General features: G+C 73.4%; 25 protein-coding genes. 17 read left to right on the forward strand and 8 right to left on the reverse strand.

Translation table 11 applies throughout. The features are described 5' to 3' along the window. Positions 1–7: 7 nt before the first annotated feature. Genes G7Z13_RS23085 through G7Z13_RS23100 form a run of 4 tightly spaced genes read left to right on the forward strand, consistent with a single transcriptional unit; the run spans position 8 to position 3,930 of the window. On the forward strand, positions 8–931 hold the full coding sequence (locus tag G7Z13_RS23085) for an ABC transporter permease (protein ID WP_166002144.1): 924 nt from the start codon (positions 8–10) through the stop codon (positions 929–931). Beyond that, positions 924–1,922, forward strand: a complete 999-nt coding sequence (locus tag G7Z13_RS23090; RefSeq protein ID WP_166002145.1) for an ABC transporter permease — start codon at positions 924–926, stop codon at positions 1,920–1,922. Before G7Z13_RS23085 ends, G7Z13_RS23090 begins: the two co-directional genes overlap by 8 nt. A gap of 3 nt (positions 1,923–1,925) precedes the next feature. Continuing rightward, positions 1,926–2,900 (forward strand): ABC transporter ATP-binding protein, encoded by a 975-nt coding sequence (locus G7Z13_RS23095; protein ID WP_166002146.1) that lies wholly within the window; start codon positions 1,926–1,928, stop codon positions 2,898–2,900. Continuing rightward, positions 2,893–3,930, forward strand: a complete 1,038-nt coding sequence (locus G7Z13_RS23100) for a dipeptide ABC transporter ATP-binding protein (RefSeq protein ID WP_166002147.1) — start codon at positions 2,893–2,895, stop codon at positions 3,928–3,930. Before G7Z13_RS23095 ends, G7Z13_RS23100 begins: the two co-directional genes overlap by 8 nt. A gap of 137 nt (positions 3,931–4,067) precedes the next feature. Here G7Z13_RS23100 and G7Z13_RS23105 read toward each other — a convergent pair whose 3' ends face one another. After that, positions 4,068–6,191: a prolyl oligopeptidase family serine peptidase gene (locus tag G7Z13_RS23105; RefSeq protein ID WP_166002148.1), complete on the reverse strand. Its 2,124-nt coding sequence runs from the start codon at positions 6,189–6,191 to the stop codon at positions 4,068–4,070. A 176-nt stretch (positions 6,192–6,367) separates the two neighbouring features. Between G7Z13_RS23105 and G7Z13_RS23110 the strand changes: the two genes are divergently transcribed. From G7Z13_RS23110 to G7Z13_RS23125, 4 genes are all read left to right on the forward strand, one after another. Beyond that, positions 6,368–6,562, forward strand: a complete 195-nt coding sequence (locus G7Z13_RS23110; RefSeq protein ID WP_166002149.1) for a hypothetical protein — start codon at positions 6,368–6,370, stop codon at positions 6,560–6,562. Between the two features lie 18 nt (positions 6,563–6,580). Next, on the forward strand, positions 6,581–7,453 hold the full coding sequence (gene mshB / locus G7Z13_RS23115) for an N-acetyl-1-D-myo-inositol-2-amino-2-deoxy-alpha-D-glucopyranoside deacetylase (protein WP_166002150.1): 873 nt from the start codon (positions 6,581–6,583) through the stop codon (positions 7,451–7,453). Next, on the forward strand, positions 7,450–7,860 hold the full coding sequence (locus G7Z13_RS23120) for a DUF6113 family protein (RefSeq protein ID WP_166002151.1): 411 nt from the start codon (positions 7,450–7,452) through the stop codon (positions 7,858–7,860). The genes mshB and G7Z13_RS23120 overlap by 4 nt, the downstream gene beginning before the upstream one ends. Positions 7,861–8,023: 163 nt before the next feature. Continuing rightward, entirely contained in the window at positions 8,024–10,198 is a 2,175-nt protein-coding gene (locus G7Z13_RS23125) for a hypothetical protein (protein WP_166002152.1), read from the forward strand. A gap of 280 nt (positions 10,199–10,478) precedes the next feature. On the opposite strand, the gene G7Z13_RS23130 is transcribed toward G7Z13_RS23125, so the two are convergent. Both G7Z13_RS23130 and G7Z13_RS23135 read right to left on the reverse strand, forming a co-directional pair. After that, positions 10,479–11,330: a transglutaminase-like domain-containing protein gene (locus tag G7Z13_RS23130; protein ID WP_166005225.1), complete on the reverse strand. Its 852-nt coding sequence runs from the start codon at positions 11,328–11,330 to the stop codon at positions 10,479–10,481. A gap of 16 nt (positions 11,331–11,346) precedes the next feature. Next, positions 11,347–12,396 carry a GNAT family N-acetyltransferase gene (locus G7Z13_RS23135; protein WP_166002153.1) on the reverse strand — a complete coding sequence of 350 codons (1,050 nt, stop codon included), beginning with the start codon at positions 12,394–12,396 and terminating at the stop codon, positions 11,347–11,349. Positions 12,397–12,536: 140 nt separating this feature from the next. Between G7Z13_RS23135 and fdxA the strand changes: the two genes are divergently transcribed. Then, positions 12,537–12,857, forward strand: coding sequence for a ferredoxin (gene fdxA / locus G7Z13_RS23140; RefSeq protein ID WP_043503874.1), 321 nt, complete (start codon positions 12,537–12,539; stop codon positions 12,855–12,857). 122 nt (positions 12,858–12,979) lie between these two features. Then, positions 12,980–14,077, forward strand: a complete 1,098-nt coding sequence (locus G7Z13_RS23145; RefSeq protein ID WP_166002154.1) for a bifunctional succinyldiaminopimelate transaminase/glutamate-prephenate aminotransferase — start codon at positions 12,980–12,982, stop codon at positions 14,075–14,077. An 81-nt stretch (positions 14,078–14,158) separates the two neighbouring features. Here the strand turns inward: G7Z13_RS23145 and G7Z13_RS23150 are convergent, their stop codons facing one another. Next, positions 14,159–14,596: an ATP-binding protein gene (locus G7Z13_RS23150; RefSeq protein WP_166002155.1), complete on the reverse strand. Its 438-nt coding sequence runs from the start codon at positions 14,594–14,596 to the stop codon at positions 14,159–14,161. 280 nt (positions 14,597–14,876) lie between these two features. Next, on the reverse strand, positions 14,877–15,845 hold the full coding sequence (locus tag G7Z13_RS23155; RefSeq protein WP_166002156.1) for a heavy metal transporter: 969 nt from the start codon (positions 15,843–15,845) through the stop codon (positions 14,877–14,879). Between the two features lie 127 nt (positions 15,846–15,972). Here G7Z13_RS23155 and dapE point away from each other — a divergent pair, with 127 nt between their 5' ends. Continuing rightward, positions 15,973–17,052: a succinyl-diaminopimelate desuccinylase gene (dapE, locus tag G7Z13_RS23160; RefSeq protein WP_166002157.1), complete on the forward strand. Its 1,080-nt coding sequence runs from the start codon at positions 15,973–15,975 to the stop codon at positions 17,050–17,052. Positions 17,053–17,172: 120 nt separating this feature from the next. Further along, positions 17,173–17,931, forward strand: coding sequence for a TIGR00730 family Rossman fold protein (locus G7Z13_RS23165; protein WP_166002158.1), 759 nt, complete (start codon positions 17,173–17,175; stop codon positions 17,929–17,931). Positions 17,932–18,312: 381 nt separating this feature from the next. Here the strand turns inward: G7Z13_RS23165 and folP are convergent, their stop codons facing one another. Next, positions 18,313–19,173 carry a dihydropteroate synthase gene (gene folP / locus G7Z13_RS23170; protein ID WP_166002159.1) on the reverse strand — a complete coding sequence of 287 codons (861 nt, stop codon included), beginning with the start codon at positions 19,171–19,173 and terminating at the stop codon, positions 18,313–18,315. 148 nt (positions 19,174–19,321) lie between these two features. Here folP and G7Z13_RS23175 point away from each other — a divergent pair, with 148 nt between their 5' ends. Both G7Z13_RS23175 and G7Z13_RS23180 read left to right on the forward strand, forming a co-directional pair. Next, a complete protein-coding gene (locus G7Z13_RS23175; RefSeq protein ID WP_166002160.1) occupies positions 19,322–19,738 on the forward strand; it encodes a DivIVA domain-containing protein in 417 nt (138 codons plus the stop codon). Continuing rightward, complete coding sequence (locus G7Z13_RS23180) at positions 19,735–20,325, forward strand: DNA-3-methyladenine glycosylase I (protein ID WP_166002161.1); 591 nt, start codon at positions 19,735–19,737, stop codon at positions 20,323–20,325. Before G7Z13_RS23175 ends, G7Z13_RS23180 begins: the two co-directional genes overlap by 4 nt. A 12-nt stretch (positions 20,326–20,337) precedes the next feature. Here the strand turns inward: G7Z13_RS23180 and G7Z13_RS23185 are convergent, their stop codons facing one another. Then, positions 20,338–21,141 carry an enoyl-CoA hydratase-related protein gene (locus tag G7Z13_RS23185; RefSeq protein ID WP_166002162.1) on the reverse strand — a complete coding sequence of 268 codons (804 nt, stop codon included), beginning with the start codon at positions 21,139–21,141 and terminating at the stop codon, positions 20,338–20,340. Positions 21,142–21,511: 370 nt separating this feature from the next. On the opposite strand from G7Z13_RS23185, the gene G7Z13_RS23190 reads away from it, so the two are divergent. Continuing rightward, the gene (locus tag G7Z13_RS23190) at positions 21,512–21,679 is read left to right on the forward strand and encodes a DUF3117 domain-containing protein (protein ID WP_003966491.1); all 168 of its coding nucleotides are present in this window, start codon (positions 21,512–21,514) and stop codon (positions 21,677–21,679) included. Positions 21,680–21,955: 276 nt separating this feature from the next. Here G7Z13_RS23190 and G7Z13_RS23195 read toward each other — a convergent pair whose 3' ends face one another. Beyond that, the gene (locus tag G7Z13_RS23195) at positions 21,956–22,672 is read right to left on the reverse strand and encodes an O-methyltransferase (RefSeq protein ID WP_166005226.1); all 717 of its coding nucleotides are present in this window, start codon (positions 22,670–22,672) and stop codon (positions 21,956–21,958) included. Positions 22,673–22,907: 235 nt separating this feature from the next. Between G7Z13_RS23195 and sigE the strand changes: the two genes are divergently transcribed. Together sigE and G7Z13_RS23205 are read left to right on the forward strand one after the other, a co-directional pair. Continuing rightward, positions 22,908–23,618, forward strand: a complete 711-nt coding sequence (sigE, locus tag G7Z13_RS23200; RefSeq protein ID WP_166005228.1) for an RNA polymerase sigma factor SigE — start codon at positions 22,908–22,910, stop codon at positions 23,616–23,618. Further along, on the forward strand, positions 23,615–24,565 hold the full coding sequence (locus G7Z13_RS23205) for a zf-HC2 domain-containing protein (protein ID WP_166002164.1): 951 nt from the start codon (positions 23,615–23,617) through the stop codon (positions 24,563–24,565). Before sigE ends, G7Z13_RS23205 begins: the two co-directional genes overlap by 4 nt. Positions 24,566–24,814: the final 249 nt, after the last annotated feature.

A 24,814-nucleotide genomic window follows, 5' to 3' on the forward strand; every position in this document is an offset into this window, starting at 1 on the left:
CGGCGCCATGGGACGGTACGTCGCCCGGCGGCTGCTCCAGATGATCCCGGTCTTCATCGGGGCCACCCTGCTGATCTTCCTGATGGTCAACGTGATGGGCGACCCCGTCGCGGGCCTGTGCGGCGACCGGCAGTGCGACCCGGCGACCGCCGCCCAGCTCAGACGGGAGTTCGGCCTCGACAAGCCGGTGTGGGAGCAATACCTGACCTACATGGGCAACGTCTTCACCGGCGACTTCGGCACCGCCTTCAACGGTCAGCCGGTCACCGAGCTGATGGGCTCCGCCTTCCCCGTCACCATCCGGCTGACGATCGTCGCGGTCCTCTTCGAGATCGTCATCGGCATCACCCTCGGCGTCCTCACCGGGCTGCGCCGCGGCCGCCCGGTCGACACCTCGGTCCTCCTGGTCACCCTCGTCGTCATCTCCGTCCCCACCTTCGTCACCGGCCTGCTGCTCCAGCTGCTGCTCGGTGTGGAGTGGGGCTGGATCAGACCCTCGGTGTCACCCGAGGCCCGCTTCGGCGAGCTGATCGTCCCCGGCCTCGTCCTCGCCTCCGTCTCGCTCGCCTACGTCACCCGGCTCACCCGCACCTCCCTCGCCGAGAACAAGCGCTCCGACTACGTCCGCACGGCCACCGCCAAGGGGCTGCCCCGCCACCGGGTCGTCACCCGGCACCTGCTGCGCAACTCCCTCATCCCGGTCGTCACCTTCATCGGCACCGACGTCGGCGCGCTGATGGGCGGCGCGATCGTCACCGAGCGGATCTTCAACATCCACGGTGTCGGCTACCAGCTCTACCAGGGCATCCTCCGCCAGAACACCCAGACCGTGGTCGGCTTCGTGACCGTCCTGGTCCTGGTCTTCCTGCTCGCCAACCTCCTCGTCGACCTCCTGTACGCCGTACTCGACCCGAGGATCCGCTATGCCTGAGCAGCAGCCCTTCGAGCCCGAGCGCACCATCGCCGGCACCGGCATGGGCGGCCAGATGGACCTGGCGGCGAGCGAGGCGGTGACGCTGGAGAAGCCCCTCGACGGCGCCACGGGCCCCGGCGGCGCGAGCGGCGGTCCCGCGGGCAGACCCCGCTCCCTGTGGTCCGACGCCTGGCACGACCTGCGCCGCAACCCGGTCTTCCTCGTCTCCGGCCTGGTGATCTGCTTCCTGGTCGCCATCTCCCTGTGGCCGTCCCTGATCGCCTCCGGCAACCCCCTGCACTGCGACCTCGCCAAGGCCCAGCAGGGCTCCCAGCCCGGCCACCCCTTCGGCTTCAACGGCCAGGGCTGCGACGTCTACACCCGTACGGTCTACGGCGCCCGGACGTCCGTCGCGGTCGGCGTCTGCGCCACCCTCGGCGTCGCGGTCCTCGGCAGCGTGCTCGGCGGGCTCGCCGGCTTCTTCGGCGGGGTCTGGGACTCGCTCCTGTCCCGCCTCACCGACATCTTCTTCGCCATCCCCGTCGTCCTCGGCGGCCTGGTCCTGCTGTCCGTCGTCACCGCCAACGCCGTCTGGCCGGTCATCGGCTTCATGGTCCTGCTGGGCTGGCCGCAGATCTCCCGGATCGCCCGCGGCTCCGTCATCACCGTCAAACAGAACGACTACGTCCAGGCCGCCCGCGCCCTCGGCGCCTCCCACTCCCGGCTGCTGCTGCGCCACATCGCGCCCAACGCGGTGGCCCCCGTCATCGTCGTCGCGACCATCGCCCTCGGCACCTACATCGCCCTGGAGGCCACCCTGTCCTACCTCGGCGTCGGCCTCAAACCCCCCAGCGTCTCCTGGGGCATCGACATCTCCGCGGCCTCCCCCTACATCCGCAACGCCCCGCACGCCCTCCTGTGGCCCTCCGGCGCCCTGGCGATCACCGTCCTGGCCTTCATCATGCTCGGCGACGCCGTCCGCGACGCCCTCGATCCGAAACTGAGGTGAGACGTGCTGCTGGAAGTGCGTGATCTGCAGGTGGAGTTCCGCACCCGGGACGGGGTCGCCCGGGCCGTCAACGGGGTCACCTACGGCGTCGACGCGGGGGAGACGCTGGCCGTGCTCGGCGAGTCCGGGTCCGGGAAGTCGGTCACCGCGCAGGCCGTCATGGGCATCCTCGACATGCCGCCGGGGCGCATCACGGCGGGGGAGATCCTCTTCCAGGGCCGCGACCTGCTGAAGCTGAAGGAGGACGAGCGGCGCCGGGTGCGCGGCGCCGGGATGGCGATGATCTTCCAGGACGCGCTGTCCGCGCTGAACCCGGTGCTGACCGTCGGCGACCAGCTCGGCGAGATGTTCGTCGTGCACCGCGGGATGTCGCGGAAGGACGCCCGCGCGAAGGCCGTGGAGCTGATGGACCGGGTGCGCATCCCGGCCGCGAGGGAACGGGCCAAGCAGTACCCGCACCAGTTCTCCGGCGGGATGCGCCAGCGCATCATGATCGCCATGGCGATGGCCCTGGAGCCCGCGCTGATCATCGCCGACGAGCCCACGACCGCGCTGGACGTGACGGTCCAGGCGCAGGTCATGGAGCTGCTGGCGGAGCTGCGGCGCGAGTACGACATGGGCCTGATCCTCATCACCCACGACCTCGGCGTCGTCGCGGACGTGGCCGACCGCATCGCCGTCATGTACGCGGGCCGGATCGTCGAGTCCGCCCCGGTCCACGACCTCTACAAGGCCCCCGCGCACCCCTACACCCGAGGCCTGCTCGACTCCATCCCCCGCCTGGACCGGAAGGGCCGGGAGCTGTACGCCATCAAGGGCCTGCCGCCCAGCCTGCTGGACATCCCGTCCGGCTGCCCCTTCCACCCGCGCTGCCCGATGGCCCGGGACGTCTGCCGCACCGGCGTACCGCCCCTGTACGAGGTGGACGACGACCGCGGCAGCGCCTGCCACTTCTGGCGGGAGTGCCTGCATGGCTGAGCCGATCCTCCAGGTCCGCGGGCTGGTCAAGCACTACCCGCTGACGCAGGGCGTCCTGTTCAGGAAGCAGGTCGGTGCCGTCAAGGCCGTCGACGGCGTGGACTTCGCCCTGCACCGCGGCGAAACCCTGGGCATCGTCGGGGAGTCGGGCTGCGGCAAGTCCACGGTCGCGAGGCTGCTGGTCGGCCTGGAGCGGCCGACGTCCGGCTCGATCACGTACAGGGGCGAGGACGTCACCCGCCTGTCCGGCCGCGCCCTCAGAGCCGTACGCCGCAACATCCAGATGGTGTTCCAGGACCCGTACACCTCCCTCAACCCCCGGATGACGGTCGGCGACATCATCGGCGAACCCTTCGACATCCACCCCGAAGCGGCCCCCAAGGGCGACCGGCGGCGCAGGGTGCAGGAGCTGCTCGACGTCGTCGGCCTGAACCCGGAGTACGTCAACCGCTACCCGCACCAGTTCTCCGGCGGCCAGCGCCAGCGCATCGGCATCGCCCGCGGCCTGGCGCTGCGCCCGGAGATCATCGTCGCGGACGAACCGGTCTCGGCGCTGGACGTCTCGGTCCAGGCGCAGGTCGTCAACCTGATGGAACGCCTCCAGGACGAGTTCGACCTCTCGTACGTCTTCATCGCCCACGACCTGTCGATCGTGCGGCACATCTCGGACCGGGTCGCGGTGATGTACCTCGGGCGGATCGTCGAGACCGGCCGCGACACCGAGATCTACGACCACCCCACGCACCCCTACACCCAGGCCCTGCTCTCCGCCGTCCCCGTGCCCGACCCCGAGGCCCGCGAGCACCGCGAGCGCATCATCCTGTACGGCGACGTCCCGTCCCCCACGAACGTCCCCTCCGGCTGCCGCTTCCGCACCCGCTGCTGGAAGGCCCGCGACCGCTGCGCCGAGGAGGTCCCGGCGCTCGCCGTCCCCGCGTCCTTCCGGCACACGACCGGTCCCGCGGCCCACCCCAGCGCCTGCCACTTCGCCGAGGAGAGACACGTCGTCCCCGCGGAGCAGGCCGGGTAACACACCGGCAACCCGCCCGACCCTGTCCCGATATACGGACGCGTCAGACTGGTGGGCGTACGGCCGTGCGGGTGCCGTGTACGGGCCGGGACGCGCCATGTCGTCCCGGCCCGTTGCCGTGCCCGGGGAGTGTCCCCCTAGCCCCGCGCGAGTCCCAACGCCCGCTTGAGAAAGCCCACCTGGAGCAGCAGCAGGTTCTCGGCGACCCGCTCCTGCGGGGTCATGTGGGTGACGCCGGACAGCGGCAGGACCTCGTGCGGCCGGCCGGCCGCGAGCAGCGCGGAGGACAGGCGCAGCGCGTGCGCGAACACCACGTTGTCGTCGGCCGTGCCGTGCACGATCATCAGCGGCCGGTGCGGCTCGGCGGGGGCGGACAGGCCCTCGTCCGTCACCAGGGAGCTGCGCGCGTACGCCTCGGGGGAGGCCGCCGGGTCGCCCAGGTAGCGCTCGGTGTAGTGGGTGTCGTACAGGCGCCAGTCGGTGACCGGCGCGCCCGCGATGCCCGCGTGGAAGACGTCCGGGCGGCGCAGGACGGCGAGCGCCGCCAGCCAGCCGCCGTAGGACCAGCCGCGAATGGCCACCCGGCTCAAATCCAGCGGATGATTCCGCGCCAAATCCTGCAGTGCCTCGATCTGGTCGTCGAGGGAGACGGTGAGGTCCCGGTGGATCGCCTTCTCCCAGCCGGGGGAGCGGCCGGGGGTGCCGCGCCCGTCGGCGACGATCACCGCGAAGCCCTGGTCGGCGAACCACTGCGAGGTCAGATGGGCGTTGTGGGCGGCGACCACGCGCGGACCGTGGGGGCCGCCGTAGGGGTCCAGGAGGACCGGCAGGGGAGTGTCACCGGGGTAGTCCCGTGGCATAAGCACGGCGCACGGAATCCTCCGTGCGCCCCCCTGGGTGAGCGTGATCCGGGGCGACATACCGGGGTCTTCGGCGTACGACGGGACGACCGCGACCTGTTTCCCCTCCCGCAGCACCCGCACCCGCGCCCCCGGCCGCTCCAGCGTCGCCGACACGAGGACCGTCACGTCCCCGGACCGCACCGCCGAGTGCACCCCCGGTTCCCGCGACAGCCGCTCGACACCCAGCTCGTTGACCCGGTAGACATGCACCTCACCGGTCTCCGGCCGTTCCGCTTCCGCGCCGGCGGACGCCGAGACGAGCACGTCGTCGGGCGATACGTCCAGCACCGCGCGGATGTGCAACTGCGCTCCCGTCAGCGGCCGTTCCCCCACCGCCAGCACCCGCGCACCGCCCTCGTCGGCGATCCGCACCAGCTGCCCCGAGGGCGACCAGCAGGGCACCCCAGGGAAAAGATCAAGCCAAATCGGATCTTCGTCGGCGTGCACCATCCGGGTCGCACCGGTGTCCGGATCCACCGCCAGGTACAACTGGCCGCGCTGATCGCGCGCCTGGACCAGCAGCAGCGGCGCACCCGCCGCTGACCAGTGCACTCGCGCCAGATAGGGATAGCGCGCCCGGTCCCAGAGCACCTCCGTGCGGGCCCCGTCGAGGTCCACGACGAACAGCCGGACCTCCGCGTTGGCCGTCCCCGCCGCCGGATACGGGACGTGTTGTGGGTCACGTTTCGGCTCCGCGGGATCGGAGATCCACCACCGCGCCACCGGCGTGTCGTCCACCCGCGCCACCAGCAGCCGGTCCGACGCCGGCGACCACCAGAAACCGCGCGACCGCCCCATCTCCTCGGCCGCGATGAACTCGGCCAGCCCGTAGGACACGCCCTCCGCTTCCGGTTCGGCGAGCGCCCGGTCCCCCTCGCCCTCCGCGCCGACCACCCGCAGCGCGCCCCGCGCCACGTACGCCACCAGCCGCCCGTCGGGTGAGGGGCGCGGGTCGACCACCGGCCCGGCGACGGGCAGTTCACGCGCCGTACCGGCCCGCAGCTCCGCCGTGAAAAGCCGCCCTGACAAGGCGAAAGACGCCAACTCCACCGCCGTGTCGGTGGCATAGCCGACCACCCCGGCGCCCCCCTCACGGCTGCGCTCCCGCCGCGCCCGCTCCTCCAGAGGCAGATCCTCCGCCGCGCCGCCCAGCAGCACGGCCGGGTCGGCGGCCACCCGCTCGGCGCCCTCCGCCAGGTCGAGCACCCACAGCGCGTTCGCCCGGTCCGTACCGGAACGGGAGCGCAGGAACACCACCCGCGACGCGTCCGGCGCCACGGTGAACGAACGCGGCGCGCCGAGCGTGAACCGCTGGGTCCGCGCGTGCCGCCGGGGGAAGGAATCAGGCTCGGTCGTCATGCCCCGACCATATTGGCCATGCGCCCCCTTGTGCGGCCGTGCGCCGACAGATGCGCGCGTACGGATAGTTATGATCACTAGCGCTGTGTGGGTATGAACCTGCTGGCCGCTGTATCGACTTACCCGTTCCCCCGCTCTGTGCCCCCAACGTTCCCGGTCCTTGGAGGTGAGCCGCCGTGGCACTCTCGATTTCGGCGGTGGTGCTGCTGGCGATCATCGTCTTCCTGCTCATCAAGAAGTCAGGACTGAAGGCCGGCCACGCGGTGGTCTGCATGCTCCTCGGCTTCTACCTCGCCTCCTCGACGGTCGCCCCGACGATCAGCGAGCTGACGACCAACATCGCCGGGATGATCAGCAGCATCAAGTTCTGATCCCTTTAGGGTGGGGCCATGAGTGACCTGCCCTCCCGTCGTCTGCTCCTGGTGCACGCGCACCCGGACGACGAGTCGATCAACAACGGCGCCACCATGGCCCGGTACGCGGCCGAGGGTGCCCATGTGACCCTGGTCACCTGCACCCTCGGCGAGCGCGGCGAGGTCATCCCCCCGGCGCTCGCGCACCTGACCGGCGCCGCCCTCGGCGCGCACCGCCTCGGCGAGCTGACCGCCGCCATGGCCGAGCTGGGCGTCACCGACTTCCGCCGGCTCGGCGGCGACGGCCGCTACGCCGACTCCGGGATGATGGGCCTGCCCGACAACGACGACCCGGCCTGCTTCTGGCAGGCGGACGTCGACGAGGCCGCCGGGCACCTCCTGGAGGTCATCCGGGAGGTGCGCCCCCAGGTCCTCGTCACCTATGACCCGCACGGCGGCTACGGCCACCCCGACCACATCCAGGCCCACCGCGTCGCCATGCGCGCCGTCGAGCTGGCCGAGGAGGCCGGCTGCGCCCCCGCCAAGGTCTACTGGAACCGCGTCCCGCGCACCGCCGGCGAGGCCGCCTTCGCCCGCCTGCACCGGGAGCTGCCGGGCCTGTCCTTCACGAAGGCCGCCGCCCTCGACGACGTCCCCGGCGTCGTCGACGACGAGCGGATCACCACCGAGATCGACGGCGGTGACACCCGCGCCGCCGCCAAGGCCGCCGCGATGGCCGCGCACGCCACCCAGATCACGGTGGAGGGCGACTTCTTCGTCCTCTCCAACGACCTGGCGCAGCCCGTCCTGCCCACCGAGTACTACGAGTTGGTGCGGGGGGAACGGGCCGCGGGCGCGGGCCGGGAGACCGACCTGTTCGCCGGGATCGCCGCCGAGGAGGCGTCATGACGGACCGGGGCTCCGCGCTGACCCAGCCCCTGACCCGCCCCTCCGCCGGGCGGATCGCCGCCTGGCTGGGGCTGTTCCTGCTCGGCGCCGTCGTCGGCGGCGCCGGCGCGCTGGTGCAGGGCGGCTGGTTCCCGGGCGGGCTGCTGCTCGCCCTCGCCGGCGCGGCCGGGGCGTTCCTGGGCGGCGCCCGCGCCACCGGCGGCCGGGGCGGGGCCGTCGCGCCCGCCGCGGGCTGGATGATCACCGTCGTGCTGCTCACCACCAGCCGTCCCGAGGGCGACTTCGTCTTCGCCGCGGGCGTCGGCTCGTATCTCTTCCTGCTCGGCGGCATGGCCGTGGCTGTGATCTGCGCCACCCTCGGCGTCGCGCGGCAACCCGGGAGCCCCGCCGTCCGACTTGGCAAGTGACGTACCACTTCGCCGATCCGCGCACGTGCGAGTCCCGTGCGGGTTTCACCGGCGGCCATGGGATAAGCGCCGGAAGCGGACAGTATGGTTGTGCGCGCCGCCGAGCCGCCCGAACAGAGTGAGGTCGTACCGCGGGCGGCGGAGCCAACCGGGAGAACCTGCCTTGAGTCGTGAAACTGACAGTCCGTCCTCCGGGCCCCACGGGCGCGGCGGAGCCGCATACCCCTCGGGCACGCCGCCGTACGGTACCCCCACGGCTTCCGACGGCGGTACGCAAGAAGGGCGTTCGGCCGCGCGGCCGGAGGAACGCAAGACCGAGACCACGCTGACGACGCGGATCCGGATCAACATCCCCGGATCACGGCCCATCCCGCCGGTCGTCGTGCGCAAGCCCGTCGGGGACGCCGAGTCCGCCGACGGCCCCGAGGCCGAGGCCCCGGCGCCGGGCGCCGCCACGACCACGGGCACCGTCGAACCGCCCGCCCCCGCCGAACCCGCGGCGCAGGCCGAGGAGAAGACGAGCGACTGGTTCGCGCCCCGCAAGTCCCCGGCCCCCAAGGGCGCGCAGAGCGGCGGCTCCGGCAACGCCCCGGGCGCGCCCGCCGGTTCGGGCGCCGCGGCGCCCGCGTCCGGCGCGGGCTCCCGCGGGTCCGGCGCGGCGCCCTCCGGCGGCGCCCGCCCGGCGGGCGGTCCCGGCCGCCCCGGCGGTGTCGTCGGCGCGGTGAACCTGCCCGGCGGCGGCCGGCCCGGCACCGGCGGCTCCGGGCTGCCCGGCGCCACCGGCGGCCCGGTCGCGCCCGGCCACGGCGGCGGCACCGGCTCCTTCGACGTCACCGAGGCCCTCGCGGCGGGCCCGCTCGGCAACGGCGGCCGCGCCACCGAACCGCGCCGCGACGATGTGCCGTACGGCCCGGAGAACGAGCGGGACGGCCGGCCGTCCACGTCCGCGCCCGGCGGACACAACGGCCGGAACGGACAGAACCCGCAGGCCGGTTACGCCGGCTACGGCGGCGGCCCGGCCGGCCCCACCGGCGGCCCGGTCACCGGCGACGGCCCGCTGGCCCCGCCCGCAGCCCCGGGCGCCCCCGCCGGCCCCGGCACCGCGCCCACGGGCGCCCCCGCCGGCCCCGGTACCGCGCCCACGGGCGCCCCCCTCCCCGGCGGCGGCCTCAGCGACGACACCGCCGTCCTCACCCCGCAGAAGCAGGTCCCCGAGCCCCCGCCCGGCGCCGGCTTCCGCACCCCGCCGCACGACAACGTCTCCGGGCACACGGTGACCAGCGGCATCCCGGTCGTCCCGGACCCCGACCGCGACGCCGGGTTCCCCCCGGCCGGCCCCGCCGCCCCGGCGGCGCCCGCCCAGCAGAGCGCCCCGGCAGCCGCGCCCCGCAAGAAGAAGGGCCGCAGCAAGCTGGTGCTGCTCGGCGGCGGCGTGATCGCGCTCGCCGGTGTCGCCTACGGCGCCGGCCTGCTGATGAACCACTCCGACGTGCCCAAGGGCACCACCGTGCTCGGCGTGGACATCGGCGGCGGCACCCGCGACGACGCCGTCAAGAAGCTCGACGAGGCCCTGGGCGACCGCGTCGACGACCCGATCAAGCTGACCGTCGGCGGGGACCCGGTCACCCTCCGGCCGGACCAGGCGGGCTTGTCCCTCGACACCCAGTCCACCGTCCGCGAGGCCGCGGCCAGCGACTACAACCCGGTTTCCGTGATCGGCTCGCTCTTCGGCGAGCAGCGGGTCGTCGAGCCCGTCATGCCGGTCGACGAGGAGAAGCTGCACGCCGCCCTGGAGAAGGCGGCGGGCGGCGCGGGCACCGCGAGCGACGGCACCATCAGGTTCGTCTCCGGCAAGGCCGTCCCGGTCTACGGCAAGCCGGGCAAGGGCGTGGACGTCGACGGCGCCACCGACGCGGTCGCCGCCGCCTACCGCGCCCAGGTGGAGACCGGCACCGCCGAGACGGTCGCCCTGCCGACCACCACCCGGCAGCCGACGGTCTCCGACGCCGAGGTCGACCGAATGATGAAGGAGTTCGCGCAGCCCGCGATGTCCGGCTTCGTCACGGTCCGCACGGACGCGGCGCACTCGATCAAGTTCAGCCCGGAGAACTCCCTCTGGCGCTTCCTGCGGGTCAAGGCCGTCGACGGCAAGCTGGTCGACAGCCCCGACCTCGCCGCCCTGGAGAAGCTGTACGGCAGCACCTTCGACGGCGTCCTCATCACCCGCGCCACCGGCGAGAAGACCCCGGTGACCCCGCAGGACGTCTACGGCGCCCTGCGCACGGCCCTGATGAGCGAGACGAACAGGACCGCGGTGATCGAAACGAACCCGAACTGACGAACCGGAACGAGGGGCACCCCGCACACCCGGGGTGCCCCCGGCCCGGTCGACCGCGACGCCCCCGCACCCGCGATCGAACAGCACCCCGCACGGCGAAGCGCTAGGGGGTGTCCGCAAAGTCGCGCCTGTCTCGCGACGCCTGGCACGCCCTCTCGCCGCACCGGGCGAACACCCGAGTACGACCAGTACGCGGGCGTCCGCCCGGCACGCCGAGAGCACGCACCAGACGCCGCGAGACCCGCCTTCCGGGCGGACGACGCGACTTTGCGGACACCCCCTAGTTCAACAACGCCCGGGCCGCCCGCGCCTCCCCCAGCACCCGCTCCCCGGCGGCGGCGTCCACCGCGGCGACGACATCCGCGTACGCCTCCAGCTCCCGCGCCCCCGCCGCGAACTCGCCCCGCTGCACCAGCAGCCGCGCCCGCTCGTACCGCAGCCGCGCCGGATGCGCCGGCAGCAGCAGCGACAGGTCGACCGCCCACAGCGACACATCCGACCGCTCCGGCCGGGCCGCGGCCCACGCCCGGATGTTGTTCAGGACGCGCAGCACGACTTCGCCCGTCGGCGCGGGCGACAGCGCCGAGGGATCGAGCGGCGCTCCCGTGGCGCCGACCACCAGCAGCTCCGCGTCCATCCCGGCCAGCACCCGCCCGCCGTCGAACGGGTCCGCCAGCACCCGTTCCCCGGCGGAGCCGAAGCCCACGACGAAGTGGCCGGGCAGCGCGACGCCGTACACCGGCGCCCCCGCCCGCCGCGCGACCTCCATCCACACCACGGACAGCAGGATCGGCAGCCCCCGGCGCCGCCGCAGCACCTCGTGCAGCAGCGACGACTCCAGCCGCCGGTAGTCGCCGGGCGTGCCGTGGAAGCCCAGCCGCTCGCCCAGCAGCTCCCGGGTCGCCTCGGCCCACTCGCGCGGCCCGCCGGGCCGGTACGGCAGCAGCCCGGCCAGCCGGTCCAGCTCCATCTGGGCGCCGACGATGCCCGGTTCGTCCAGCGCGGCGTCCCCGGCGGCGGCCACCAGCAGGCACAGCAGCGACAGGTCGGGCCGCTCGGCGCGCGCCTCGTCGGCGAAGCGCCGCCGCAGCTCGGCGGCCCGCTCGGGCGGCGGCGGGAAGGGAGGACGCAGCACGGCAGGCACCCCCTCAGCCTCGCCCGGCGCCGGACGCGCCCCGCGCCTCCGGCTCCCGGTAGTGGTGGTACGCGTGGTGCGGGGCGAAGCCCAGATCGCCGTACAGCGCCCGCGCGCCCGCGTTGTCCGTCTCGACCTGGAGCCAGCCGGCGGAGGCCCCCTCCTCCAGGGCACGCCCGGCGAGCGCGGCCATCACCGCGGTGGCCAGCCCTTGCCGGCGCCGCGCCGGATCGACCTCGACGGCGGCGAACCCGGCCCACCGCCCGTCGACCACCAGCCGCCCGATCGCGGCGGGCGGCGCCCCCGCGGCCACACCCGCGCTCTCGCCCGGCACGGTCGCGAACCACACCGACGGTCCGCCGGCCAGCACCCGCAGCGCCACCTCGCTCAGCCCCTTGCGCCGGTAGCGGGCCAGCCACGCCTCGTCGGCCTCCCGGGACAGCCGCACCTGCACGGCCGGCTCCCGGTCGGCGAGCGGCGCGAGGGAGCCCGTCCACAGCTCGGCGGTCACCTCGCGCACCCACCCGCGCTCGCTCAGCGCGGCGCACAGCGCCTCCTGGGTCCCCTCGGCCCCGGTGGCGGCCTGGACGTAGGCGGGCAGGCCCCGCGCGCCGTACCAGCGCCGTACGGCGCTCAGCGCGTCGTCCAGCGCCATCCCCGGGTCGCCCAGCGCCAGCGCCGAGTTGGCCCGCCGGGTGAAGCCGCCGGCGGCCCGCAGCTCCCACTCGCCGAGCGCCTCGCTCTCCAGCGGCCGCCACGCCCGCGCGGCGACCCGCGCCAGCTCGGGGAAGGAGGCGGCGGGACCCCGGCGGCGCGCCGGTGCGGCGGGCACGACCTTGCCCGCCACCAGCGAGGATTCCGGGATGCGGACGACTTCGCCGTCCCGCCGTGTGATCACCAGCACACCCGCGTCCCAGGATGTGAGAACGCCGACCGTGTCGGTGAATTTCCCGTCCGTCACCGCGCTGGGACTAGTGTTGCTCCAGCGCCGTACGGAGACGCGTTTGCCCACGTCAGCAGCGGTGATACGGACCTCAAGGCGCCCTGCCGCAGAGATTTCCACAGGTCGGTTCACCCCTCCTGTTCGGATCATGCCCAAGAACGGAGATACTAGGTGCGGGCATCGACGACGCCGCGCTCCCGCGCGCCAGGCGGCGGAGCCTGAGGAGGCCCGCCAGCGCCCTATCGAGGAGGAACGACAGCGTGACCTACGTCATCGCGCAGCCTTGTGTCGACGTCAAGGACAAGGCGTGCATCGAGGAGTGCCCGGTCGACTGCATCTACGAGGGCCAGCGGTCCTTGTACATCCACCCGGACGAATGCGTCGACTGCGGTGCCTGTGAGCCGGTCTGCCCGGTGGAGGCCATCTTCTACGAGGACGACGTGCCGGAGGAGTGGAAGGACTACTACAAGGCGAACGTCGAGTTCTTCGACGAGCTGGGTTCGCCCGGCGGCGCCAGCAAGCTCGGCCTGATCGAGCGCGACCACCCGTTCGTCGCCGGTCTGCCGCCGCAGGGCGAGTAACACCCGCGTCCGCGTCCAGCGGCCCGCCATCCGCGCCGCCTCGGTCCCGTACGGTCTGATCGCCCCTGATCGCCGCACGGGACCGAGGCGTTTGCCGTATCGAAGAGAGTGAGCGAGAAACCGTGTCCGCAGTCTCCGACCGTCTTCCCACCTTCCCCTGGGACAAGCTCGCGCCCTACAAGAAGACGGCCGCCGCGCACCCGGACGGCATCGTCGACCTGTCCGTGGGCACGCCGGTCGACCCGGTGCCCGAGCTGATCCAGAAGGCGCTGGTCGCCGCGGCGGACACGCCGGGCTACCCGACGGTGTGGGGCACGCCGGAGCTGCGGGACGCGATCACCGGCTGGCTGGAGCGCCGCCTGGGCGCCCGCGGGGTCACCCACCACCATGTGCTGCCGGTGGTCGGCTCCAAGGAACTCGTCGCCTGGCTCCCCACCCAGCTGGGCCTCGGCCCCGGCGACCGGGTCGCCTACCCGCGCCTGGCCTACCCGACCTACGAGGTCGGCGCCCGCCTCGCGCGCGCCGGGTACGAGGTGTACGACGACCCGACCGGGCTGGACCCGGCGGGCCTGAGGCTGCTGTGGCTGAACTCGCCGTCCAACCCGACCGGCAAGGTGCTGCCGAAGGAGGAGCTGACCCGGATCGTCGCCTGGGCCCGCGAGCACGGCGTGCTGCTCGTCTCCGACGAGTGCTACCTCGAACTGGGCTGGGAGGCCGACCCGGTCTCGGTGCTGCACCCGGACGTCAACGGCGGCTCGTACGACGGCATCGTGGCCGTCCACTCCCTCTCCAAGCGCTCCAACCTGGCGGGCTACCGCGCGGCCTTCGCCGCCGGCGACCCGGCCGTCCTGGGCCCGCTGCTGGAGATCCGCAAGCACGGCGGCATGATGACCTCCGCGCCGACCCAGGCGGCCGTCGTGGCCGCCCTCGGCGACGACGAGCACGTGCGCGTGCAGCGCGAGCGCTACGCCGCCCGCCGCACCGCCCTGCGCGAGGCCCTGCTGGGTCACGGCTTCCGCATCGAGCACAGCGAGGCCGGCCTCTACCTGTGGGCCACCCGCGACGAGTCCTGCTGGGACACCGTGGCGCACCTCGCCGAGCGGGGCGTCCTGGTCGCGCCGGGCGACTTCTACGGCCCGGCGGGCGACCGCTTCGTCCGCGTGGCCGTGACCGCCACGGACGAGCGGGTGCGCGCGGCGGTGGAGCGGCTGGCGCGCTAGCCGGCCGGTCTCTTCCGGGAGGACGACGAAGGGGTCCGGGGAGTGCCTCCCCGGACCCCATCGCGCCGTGCCGGCCCGGCGTCAGCCGAGCGGGAGGCCCTTGGCCGGCAGCTGCTGCGTCGGCAGCCCGCCGCCCTTGGTGAGCGAGTCGGTGGGCAGCCCGCCCTTGGTGGCGGTCTTCGCGGTCTCGCCGACGATGTCCCCGGCGGAACCGGCCACCGCCCCGGCGGCCTTCTGCGCGGCCGGCGTCGCCTTCTTCGCGGCCTTGCCGGTGGTCTTGCCGGACTGCTTGACCGCCTTGCCGCCGGTCTCGCCCGCGAGGTCGGTGACCTGGGTGGCGGCGCCGTCGACGGTGGTGCCGACGCTCGCGGCGTCCACGGCGGACAGCCCGCCGAGGTTCTGCGCGGCCGACAGGTCGGGAGCCGCGTTGGCGGAGCCGGTCGCACCGACCACGGAGGCCGCTCCCGCTGCGGTGAGCAGCGCGGCACGGGCGATCCGGCGGGTCAGGGGGAGGGACATGTTGCTCCTTCGACGGGATGGAACGTGAAAGGACGTGCGCCGTTACTACCGCTCGACCCCCCGCCGAGGTTGCGCACGCCGAACGTAAAGAGTTGGCAATGCGTCGCATTATCGGCTGTGGATAAAAAGGGACAAAGGGCTGCCGGTCCGAAAGTCTGCGGAATCCTTACAGCCCTTTGTGCCCAAGGGATTCAGCGGTTGCCGGGGTGACCGGGCGAAAACCCGCGCACACCGCCGGGCGCGCGGTGCCGGTATTGATCCGTGCGGGTGAGCGTCCGCACTACTGCGCGGTGCGGATCCGCACCGCGTCGGCGCCCTCGCCGTTCTTCCCGCCGGCCGCGTCCCCGGCCGTACGCCACGTGCTGCCGGTGGTGCCGGCCACCCACTCGCGGCCCGCGTACGAGACCCGCTCGATGTGCAGCGCGGAGGCGTTGGCCACCGCCCAGTGCGCCAGCTGCCAGCCGCGCTCCCGGGCCGCCCGCCCGTCCCCGGAGCCCTGCTCGACCGGCACGGTCACGGTCCGCCCGCTGGTCTCGGCGGTCACGGCCGGCCGCGGGGCCGCCGCGTCCCCGTTCACCTCGGCGCCGGTCTGCTGCATGGCGTCCTGCCCGAAGTCCCGCACCAGTGCCGAGCGCACCGCGTCCGGCCCGGTGGCCCGGGTGGCGGCGGGCCGCCCCTCACAGGTCAGGGTGGCCTCGGCGCGGCCGGTGAGGGCGGCGGCGAGCAGCGTGGCGTCCGGCTCGTGCTTGGCGTACGCCTGCGGGAAGCCGCTGCGCTGCACCCGCTGGGCGGCCACGGTGAGCGGCAGCCGGGTGTAGCCGGGCACCTCGACCAGGTGGTCGTAGAACATGCCCGCCGAGTAGATGGGGTCCATGATCTGCCGCTCGGTGCCCCAGCCCTGCGAGGGCCGCTGCTGGAACAGGCCGAGCGAGTCGCGGTCGCCGTGGTCGATGTTGCGCAGCGCGGACTCCTGCAGCGCCGTGGCCAGCGCGATCGTCACCGCCCGCTCGGGCAGCCCGCGCGCGGTGCCCACGGCCGTGATCGTCGCGGCGTTCACCGCCTGCTCCGGCGAGAACTCGTAGGTCGCCCCGTCGCCCTTGCCGGAGACGACCTTGCAGCCCGGACCGCCTGCCCCGCCGGTGATGTACTGCACCGCGAGGTACCCCGCGACCGCGAGCAGGACCACGAAGGCCGCCCCGCAACGGAGGAGACGGCCGCGACGCTTGGGAGAAGGGGACGGCTCTGGCACGCGTACAAGGTACTGGAGCCCGCGGGACGGCAAGCGCCGGGTGGGCCCGGTGCCGCGCAGGTCACGTCCCCGGCCGGGGACCGGCGGCACGGCCGGCGGGCGCGGTACGGGCGTTAGGGTCGAGGGCATGGCCGATACCCCGCTTGATCTCACGCTGGACGCCGCGCGGCTGACCGCGCGGCTCGTCGACTTCCCCTCGGTGAGCGGCGGCGAGAAGCCGCTCGCGGACGCCATCGAGACCGCGCTGCGCGCCCTGCCGCACCTCACGGTCGACCGCTTCGGCAACAACGTCGTGGCCCGCACGGACCTGGGCCGTTCCGAGCGCGTGATCCTCGCCGGGCACATCGACACCGTGCCGATCGCGGACAACGTGCCGTCCCGGCTGGACGAGGACGGCGTGCTGTGGGGCTGCGGCACCTGCGACATGAAGTCCGGCGTGGCCGTCCAGCTGCGGATCGCGGCCACCGTCCCCGCGCCCAGCCGCGACCTGACGTTCGTCTTCTACGACAACGAGGAGGTCGCGGCGGACCTCAACGGGCTCAAGCACGTCTGCGAGGCCCACCCCGAGTGGCTGGAGGGCGACTTCGCGGTGCTGCTGGAGCCGTCCGACGGCCAGGTCGAGGGCGGCTGCCAGGGCACCCTGCGGATGCTGCTGAGGACGACCGGCGAGCGGGCCCACTCGGCGCGCGGCTGGATGGGCTCCAACGCCATCCACGCGGCGGCGCCGATCCTCGGGCGCCTGGCCGAGTACGAGCCCCGCCGGCCGGTGATCGACGGGCTGGAGTACCACGAGGGCCTCAACGCGGTCTTCGTCTCCGGCGGCGTCGCGGGCAACGTGATCCCCGACGAGTGCGTGGTGACAATCAACTTCCGCTACGCGCCCGACCGTACGCCCGAGGAGGCGATCGCCCACGTCCGCGAGGTGTTCGCGGACTGCGGGGTGACGGAGTTCGTGGTCGACGACCACAGCCCCGGCGCGCTGCCCGGCCTGTCCCACCCGGCCGCCGCGGCCTTCATCGAGGCGGTCGGCGGCACCCCGAAGCCCAAGTACGGCTGGACGGACGTCTCCCGCTTCTCCGCGCTCGGCGTACCGGCGGTCAACTACGGCCCCGGCAACCCGCTCTTGGCACACAAGCGGGACGAGCGGGTAGAGACATCGAAGATCCTCGCGGCGGAGGAGCGGCTGCGCGCCTGGCTGACCGCCTGAGCGCGCATTCCGGCGGTGTGCCCCGGGACGCTCGGCGGCGGACACGCGCGCGTCCCCCCTCCGTAACCCGCGTAGATCTACGCTGAAGACCGAAAGACGTGGCAACCGGAGGGAGCGCACATGGCTACCGGCAACCCTGAGGGCAGCAAGCAGCCGCCGGAGGAGCGGCGCCTGGGACCGGTCCTCCGGAGGCGGGATCAGGTGCAGACGAGCACCACGGACCAGCGGCTGCTGGACGAGCGGGCCCCGTCCGACTGGGTGCACACCGACCCGTGGCGGGTCCTGCGCATCCAGTCGGAGTTCATCGAGGGCTTCGGCACCCTCGCCGAACTGCCGCCCGCCATCAGCGTGTTCGGCTCGGCGCGCACCCCGGCGGACTCCCCGGAGTACGAGGCGGGGGTGCGGCTGGGCCGCGGGCTGGTCGAGGCGGGGTTCGCCGTCATCACCGGCGGCGGGCCCGGCGCGATGGAGGCCGCCAACAAGGGCGCCTGCGAGGCGGGCGGCATCTCGGTCGGCCTCGGCATCGAACTGCCCTTCGAGCAGGGGCTCAACCCGTACGTCGACATCGGCCTGAACTTCCGCTACTTCTTCGTGCGGAAGATGATGTTCGTCAAGTACGCGCAGGGCTTCGTCGTCCTGCCCGGCGGACTGGGCACCCTCGACGAACTCTTCGAGGCCCTGACGCTCGTGCAGACCCAGAAGGTCACCCAGTTCCCGATCGTGCTGTTCGGCACCGAGTACTGGGGCGGGCTGGTCGACTGGCTGAAGAACACGCTGATCGCCCAGGGCAAGGCCGCCGAGAAGGACCTCACCCTGTTCCACCTCACCGACGACGTCGACGAGGCGGTCGCCCTCGTGTCGAAGGAGGCGGGCCGCTAGGCCCTGTCTGACAAAGGATCTTAATTGGGTTCGCGGAGCCAGAGGACGAGTGAGGCGACGTGGATGCCGGCCTTGTAGCGGGCGGCGACTTTGTCGAAGCGGGCGCTATCCGCTCCCACGCCGCATCCGTCAACTCACCCCGACCCACCACAAGATCAATTATCAGACAGGACCTAGGGGGCGCCTCACCGATCATGCCGGGCTCCCGGCGTCTGGCACCGGGCCTCGCCGCGTTGTCGTCGGTCGCCAACGCTCCGCGTTGACTCCCTCCTCCGCCTTGCGATGCACGGCACCAGACGCCGCTCGCTGATCCGGCCTGATCGACGAGACACCCCCTAGCAGCCGCCCTCCGGGAGCGCCCGGCCTGCTGCCTGGCCCGCGTCAGGCCAGGCCGCGGCGGGCCACCGCCGGCGGACGGTGACCGGCGATGGAGGCCACCATGTCCAGCACCTGGCGGGTCTCGGCGACCTCGTGGACGCGGTACACCCGCGCGCCCAGCCACGCGGACACCGCGGTCGTCGCGAGCGTGCCGACGACCCGCTCCTTGACCGGGCGGTCCAGCGTCTCCCCGACGAAGTCCTTGTTGGACAGCGACACCAGCACCGGCCACCCGGTCTCCACCATCTCGCCGAGCCGCCGCGTCGCCTCCAGGCTGTGCCGGGTGTTCTTGCCGAAGTCGTGACCGGGGTCGATCAGCACCGACTCGCGCGGCACCCCGAGCGCCACGGCCCGCTCGGCGAGCCCGACCGTCACCCGCAGGATGTCGGCCATGACGTCGTCGTACGTCACCCGGTGCGGACGCGTCCGCGGCTCGGCCCCGCCCGCGTGCGTGCACACCAGGCCCACCCCGTAGCGGGCCGCGACCTCCGCCAGCCGCGGGTCGACACCGCCCCACGCGTCGTTCAGCAGATCCGCGCCCGCCTCGCAGACGGCCTCGCCGACCTCCGCCCGCCAGGTGTCCACGCTGATCACCACGTCCGGGAAGCGCCGCCGCACCTCGGCCACGAACCCGACCGTGCGCCGCGCCTCCTCCTCGGCCGTCACCTCTTCGCCCGGCCCGGCCTTCACCCCGCCGATGTCGATGATCTCGGCGCCCTCGGCCACCGCCTGCTCCACCCGCGCGAGGGCCGGCTCGTCGCGGAACGTCGCGCCCTGGTCGTAGAAGGAGTCCGGGGTCCGGTTCACGATCGCCATGATCACCGGCTCGTGCGTGCCGAATTCACGCCTGCCCAGCCTGAGCATCCCCTGTGACCTCTCCTCGTGCCTCGTGCTCGCGGTGGCCTTTCGACCGCCTGCGACCTTAACTGTCAGACTCGCATGGCACGATCGGACCCTGACACGTCCGACTCGATTCGACCGACTCGACCTACCCGACCGTGGGGGCCCAGCGATGGTGATGTTCTTGTTCCTGGTCGTCGCGCTCGCCGTCGTGGTCGCCGCGGTGACGCTCGCCGTCGTGGGCGGCGGCGACCAGGCGCCGCTGCCGGAGGCCGCACCCGAACGACTGTACGACCCGCTGCCACCGGACCGCCCGGTCAGCCGCGCGGACGTCGACGCCCTGCGCTTCCCCCTCGCCGCCCGGGGCTACCGGATGAGCGACGTCGACGACGCCCTGAACCGCCTCGCCGCCGAACTCGCCGAGCGCGACGCCCGGATCGCCGACCTGGAGACCGCCCTGACCGGCGCCCTAACCTCCGGGGCCGCCGGGACCTCCGCGACCTCCGGCACCGCCGGTGGCCGGGACGAGCGGGTCTCCATGGAGAAGCCGGACGGGCCCGGCCGATTCGGACAGGACGACGAGAAATGACCGACGGCACGCCCCTGAAGGGCCCGGACGGCGCGCTGCGCTGCCCCTGGGCGCTGTCCGCCCCGGAGTACGTCGCGTACCACGACGAGGAGTGGGGCCGCCCGGTCCACGGCGACGACGCGCTCTTCGAACGCCTCTGCCTGGAGGCCTTCCAGTCCGGCCTGTCCTGGCTCACCATCCTGCGCCGCCGCCCCGGCTTCCGCGCCGCCTTCGCCGGCTTCGAGATCGCCTCGGTCGCCGCCTTTACCGACGAGGACCGCACCCGCCTCCTCGCCGACCCCGGCATCATCCGCAACCGCGCCAAGATCGACGCCACCCTCGCCAACGCGCGGGTGCTGGCCGAGTGGGCCCCGGGCGAGCTGGACGAGCTGATCTGGTCCCACGCCCCCGACCCGGCCGGCCGCCCGGTCCCCAAGACCCTCGCGGACGTCCCCGCGATCACCCCCGAGTCGACGGCCCTGTCCAAGGCGCTGAAGAAGCGGGGCCTGCGCTTCGTCGGGCCTACGACGGCGTACGCGCTGATGCAGGCGTGCGGCCTGGTCGACGACCACCTCGCCGACTGCACCGCGCGCCGCGCCCCCGCCTGACCCGGCCGCCGGCTACCGGCCCAGGTACTTGGGCTTCTCCTTGTTCACGAAGGCCCGCACCGCGATGGCGTGGTCTTCGGAGGCCCCCGCCCGCGTCTGGAGCTCGTCCTCCTTCTCCAGGGCCTCCTCGAAGGTGTGGGTGAGCGCGTACGCCAGGGACTCCTTCAGCGCCGCGTACGCCACCGTCGGACCCTCGGCCAGCTGGCGGGCCACCTGCTCCGCCTGGGCGCGCAGCTCGGCCGCCGGCACCACCCGGTTGGCGATGCCCAGCTCGTGGGCCTCCTGCGCCGTGACGTTGCGGGGGAAGAGCAGCAGGTCGGCGGCGCGGCCCGGGCCGACGATCCGCGGCAGGGTCCAGGAGATGCCCGAGTCGGCGGTGAGCGCGACCCCGGCGAAGGAGGTGTTGAAGGCGGCGGTGTCCGCCACCACCCGGTAGTCCGCGGCCAGCGCGAACCCGAACCCGGCCCCGGCGGCCACGCCGTTCACGCCCGCGACCACGGGCTTGCGCATCCCGGCCAGCGCCCGCGCGATCGGGTTGTAGTGCTCCCGCACGGTGCTCATGGTCTGCCCCTCGCCGGCCTCCCGGTCGGCGGCCAGCAGCCCGATGTGCTCCTTGAGGTCCTGGCCCACGCAGAACGCCCGGTCCCCGGCGGCGGTGAGGAGCACCGCCCGGACGGCGTCGTCGTCCGCCGCGGACCGCACCGCCTCCCGGAGGGCGACCTTGGTCTCGATGTTCAGCGCGTTCATCGCCTCCGGGCGGTTCAGCGTGATCGTCGCGAGTCCGTCGGTCACCTCGTAGAGCACGGTGTCGGCCATGGCGTTTCCCCTCCGGTACGGGTCCTGTGTACGGGGCCCTGTGTGCGGCCCCGGGTACGAAGGACAGCATGGCGGAGATCACGGACGACGTCGTGTGACCTGCGTCAAAGAATGCGGGCCGGTTTCCGCTCGGCGCAGCGACCCGCGGCGGCGCAGTATCGCAGTCACATCGCCGAATTGAGTGGTTTTGCTCGCGCGCGTTGCCCAAGCGATGCCGACCGATGTTGGTCATCGGGTCGTGCGATGCGGGATAATGGCCTGGAAGCAATGTGTTCGATGCCGGTGTCGCGTGTCCCGCTCACGGAGCGCGCGTGCCCCCCAGTGGGCCGTCGGCTTTGACGATGAGCTGGTTTCAGGAAGGGGAACGAGCATGGCGGCCATGAAGCCGCGAACGGGTGACGGCCCGCTCGAGGTGACCAAGGAGGGGCGGGGCATCGTCATGCGCGTTCCGCTCGAAGGCGGCGGTCGGCTCGTCGTCGAGCTGACCCCGGACGAGGCCGACGCGCTCGGCGACGCCCTCAAGAAGGTCGTGGGCTGAACGCGCGCAAGCGACCATACCCCTTCGGCCGCCCCGGCACCGCACCTGGTGCCGGGGCGGCTGCGTTCCCACGATCCACGGGTTCCACGGCCGGCCCACGGGTCCACGGCCGACCGGCCCACGGGTTCCACGGCCGACCGGTCCACGGGGCTGCGGCCGGCCGGTCCACGGGGCTGCGGCCGGCCTGCCGGTCCATGGGTCCACGGCCCGTCCGCGGGGCCACGACAGGCCTGTCGGTCCAGGGGTGCACGACGGCTCCTCCGCGTGCCGCACGGCTCACGGGCGCGCGGTGTCCGGGCGCTTGACCGCGCACAGCAGGCCGTCGCCCACCGGCAGCAGGGACGGCACCAGCTCCTGGCTCTCGCGCACCGTGCGCAGCAGCTCGCGCAGGCGTACGACCTCCGTGGGCTGGGGCCCGGAGTCCACCGTGCGGCCGTGCGCGAAGACGCCCTCGAAGACCACCAGCCCGCCCGGCCGCAGCAGGCGCAACGATTCAGCGAGGTACTCCAGCACCTCCAGCCGGTCACCGTCGCAGAAGACCAGGTCATAGCCGGCGTCCGCGAGCCGGGGCAGCACGTCCAGCGCCCGGCCCGGGATGAAGCGCGCCCGGTTGCTCGCGAACCCGGACGCGCGGAACGCCTGCCGGGCGAACTGCTGGTGCTCCGGCTCGGGGTCCACGGTGGTCAGCACGCCGTCGGGGCGCATCCCGTGCAGCAGGTGGATGCCGGACACCCCGGTTCCGGTGCCGATCTCCGCGACCGCCTTGGCGTCCACGGAGGCGGCCAGCAAACGCAGCGCGGCGCCCGCGCCGGGCGACACCGAGCGCAGCCCCGCCTCACGGGCCCGGTCGCGGGCCCAGCGCAGCGTTTCGTCCTCGGCGACATAGGCGTCGGCGAACGCCCAGCTCGTCTGCCGGTTGCCGGTAATGACCCTCTCCTGTCCCCACGGTTGCCTCGGCGTGACTGTATCCGTTGGCGCCGGGAACCCGCAGATGGGACCGGGCGTTTAGAGGGGTGGGAGACGAGAGCGGGGGACACAGTTGGATCACGAAGAGGAGCGGTGCGCGGAGCAAGTGCTGACGCAGCCGTATGAGCCGTGGCAGCCCAGATCAAAAGCTCGTAAAACCGCTTATCCGGAGCTAACGGACGAGGTGGCTATGGTAGGGGCTCCACTGGACACCACCAGAGCCGACAGGGGAGGTGCGGCTGCGCCTGTGGACCGGGGAGGAGTGCTGCGGCGCTTCCTCGGGTCGGCAGGCAGGCCGAAATCCGTGAACGACACCGCTGACCACAGCCACGCCGCCGGCCACGCCGTCGGCCCTGCCCAGACCGCGACCTTCTCCACCGACGCGGACGGGCAGGCGTGGACTCCGCCCACCTGGGAGGAGATCGTCAGCATGCACAGCGGACGCGTCTACCGCCTGGCGTACCGCCTGACCGGCAACCAGCACGACGCCGAGGACCTCACCCAGGAGGTCTTCGTCCGTGTCTTCCGCTCCCTGTCGACGTACACCCCGGGCACCTTCGAGGGCTGGCTGCACCGCATCACCACCAACCTGTTCCTGGACATGGTGCGGCGCAAGCAGCGCATCCGCTTCGACGCCCTCGGCGAGGACGCGGCGGAGCGCCTGCCCAGCCGTGACCCCTCCCCGCAGCAGGTCCTCAACGACGCGCACTTCGACGCCGACGTCCAGCAGGCCCTCGACACCCTCGCGCCCGAGTTCCGCGCCGCGGTCGTCCTGTGCGACATCGAGGGGCTGTCGTACGAGGAGATCGCCGCGACCCTCGGCGTGAAGCTCGGCACCGTCCGCTCCCGGATCCACCGCGGCCGCTCCCAGCTGCGCAAGGCCCTCGCGCACCGGTCTCCGGAGGCGCGCGCCGAGCGCCGCTCCTTCCTGGCCCGTGTCCCCGCGCTGGGAGGAGGGGGCGCGTCCGCGTGAGTGGATCACGGCCGAAACCTGCCGAGGGACACCTCGCAGAGCAGCACCTGGGAGACCGACTCGCCGCGCTGGTCGACGGTGAGCTCGGTCATGACGCGCGCGAGCGCGTGCTGGCACACGTGGCGACCTGCCCGAAGTGCAAGGCGGAGGTGGACGCGCAGCGCCGCCTGAAGAACGTCTTCGCGGAAGCGGCCCCGCCGCCGCCCTCCGAGAGCTTCCTGGCCCGGCTCCAGGGGCTGCCGGGGGGAAGCGGCCTGGACGGCGGTGACGCGCCGTTCGGCGGGAGCGCACTGCCCGGCGGCCTGCCGGGGCGTCCCGGCGCCGGGGGCGTCTTCGGGCTGAAGCGGGGCGGTGAGCGCTTCGAGCTGGACTACCTGCCGGCCCGCACGCACACCTCCGTTCTCCCGGCCGCCGCGCAGCGCGGCTTCCGCATCCACGACGTCGGCCGGTCCGACGGCGAGCGCGCCTCACGCGGGCGGCGGTTCGCGTTCGTCGCAGCCGGGGCGGTGTCCCTGGCCGCGATCGCACTGGGCGGCGTCACCACCGGGGCGCCCGGTGACCCGGAGACGCGGGGCGGCTCCGGCAGCAATGTGACGCCGATGCGCACACCGGGCACGGGTACCGCCACGGCGCCGGACAGCCAGCGGCGGCGCGCGGTGGCGCCCCTGCTCGCACAAATCCAGGGCGGCCGCGCACTGGGCGAGACACCGGCGGCGTCGACGGGAGTGTCGGCACCGCTGCTGCCCGGCGTCACCTCCCAGTCCGCGCACGCGCTCACCACCCCGCCGGCGGTCGGCGCGGCGACCCTGTCCCCGCTGATACGTCCGCTCACCGCCACACCCCCGGTCAGCCTGACGGGCTGGTCCATGGCGCACGAGCTGACCACGCCAGGCCTGCTCACGGCTTCCCCCACACCCGACCCGAGCGGCACCCGCCCCACTCGCTGACCGGCCTCTGCGGATCACCCCGCGAACCTGGTTGAATCCCGGGATGGACCGCGCCCCGCCACACCGGGGCGCGGAGTCGACACATCGCGGCCACCACCGACGAGCCGGGCCGCGGCCAGCTGTGGGGGAGAGCATGAACGAGGGGAAGCCCACGCAGAGCCCTTCGGGCCGCCCGGACGAGGCGACACCGCAGGCGACCACGCCGGAGCCCGTCAGCGCCCCCATCCGGCGCCCCGAGCCCGACGGCGA

Origin of the sequence: Streptomyces sp. JB150, from assembly GCF_011193355.1 — a bacterium.
Classification (GTDB): Bacteria; Actinomycetota; Actinomycetes; order Streptomycetales; family Streptomycetaceae; genus Streptomyces.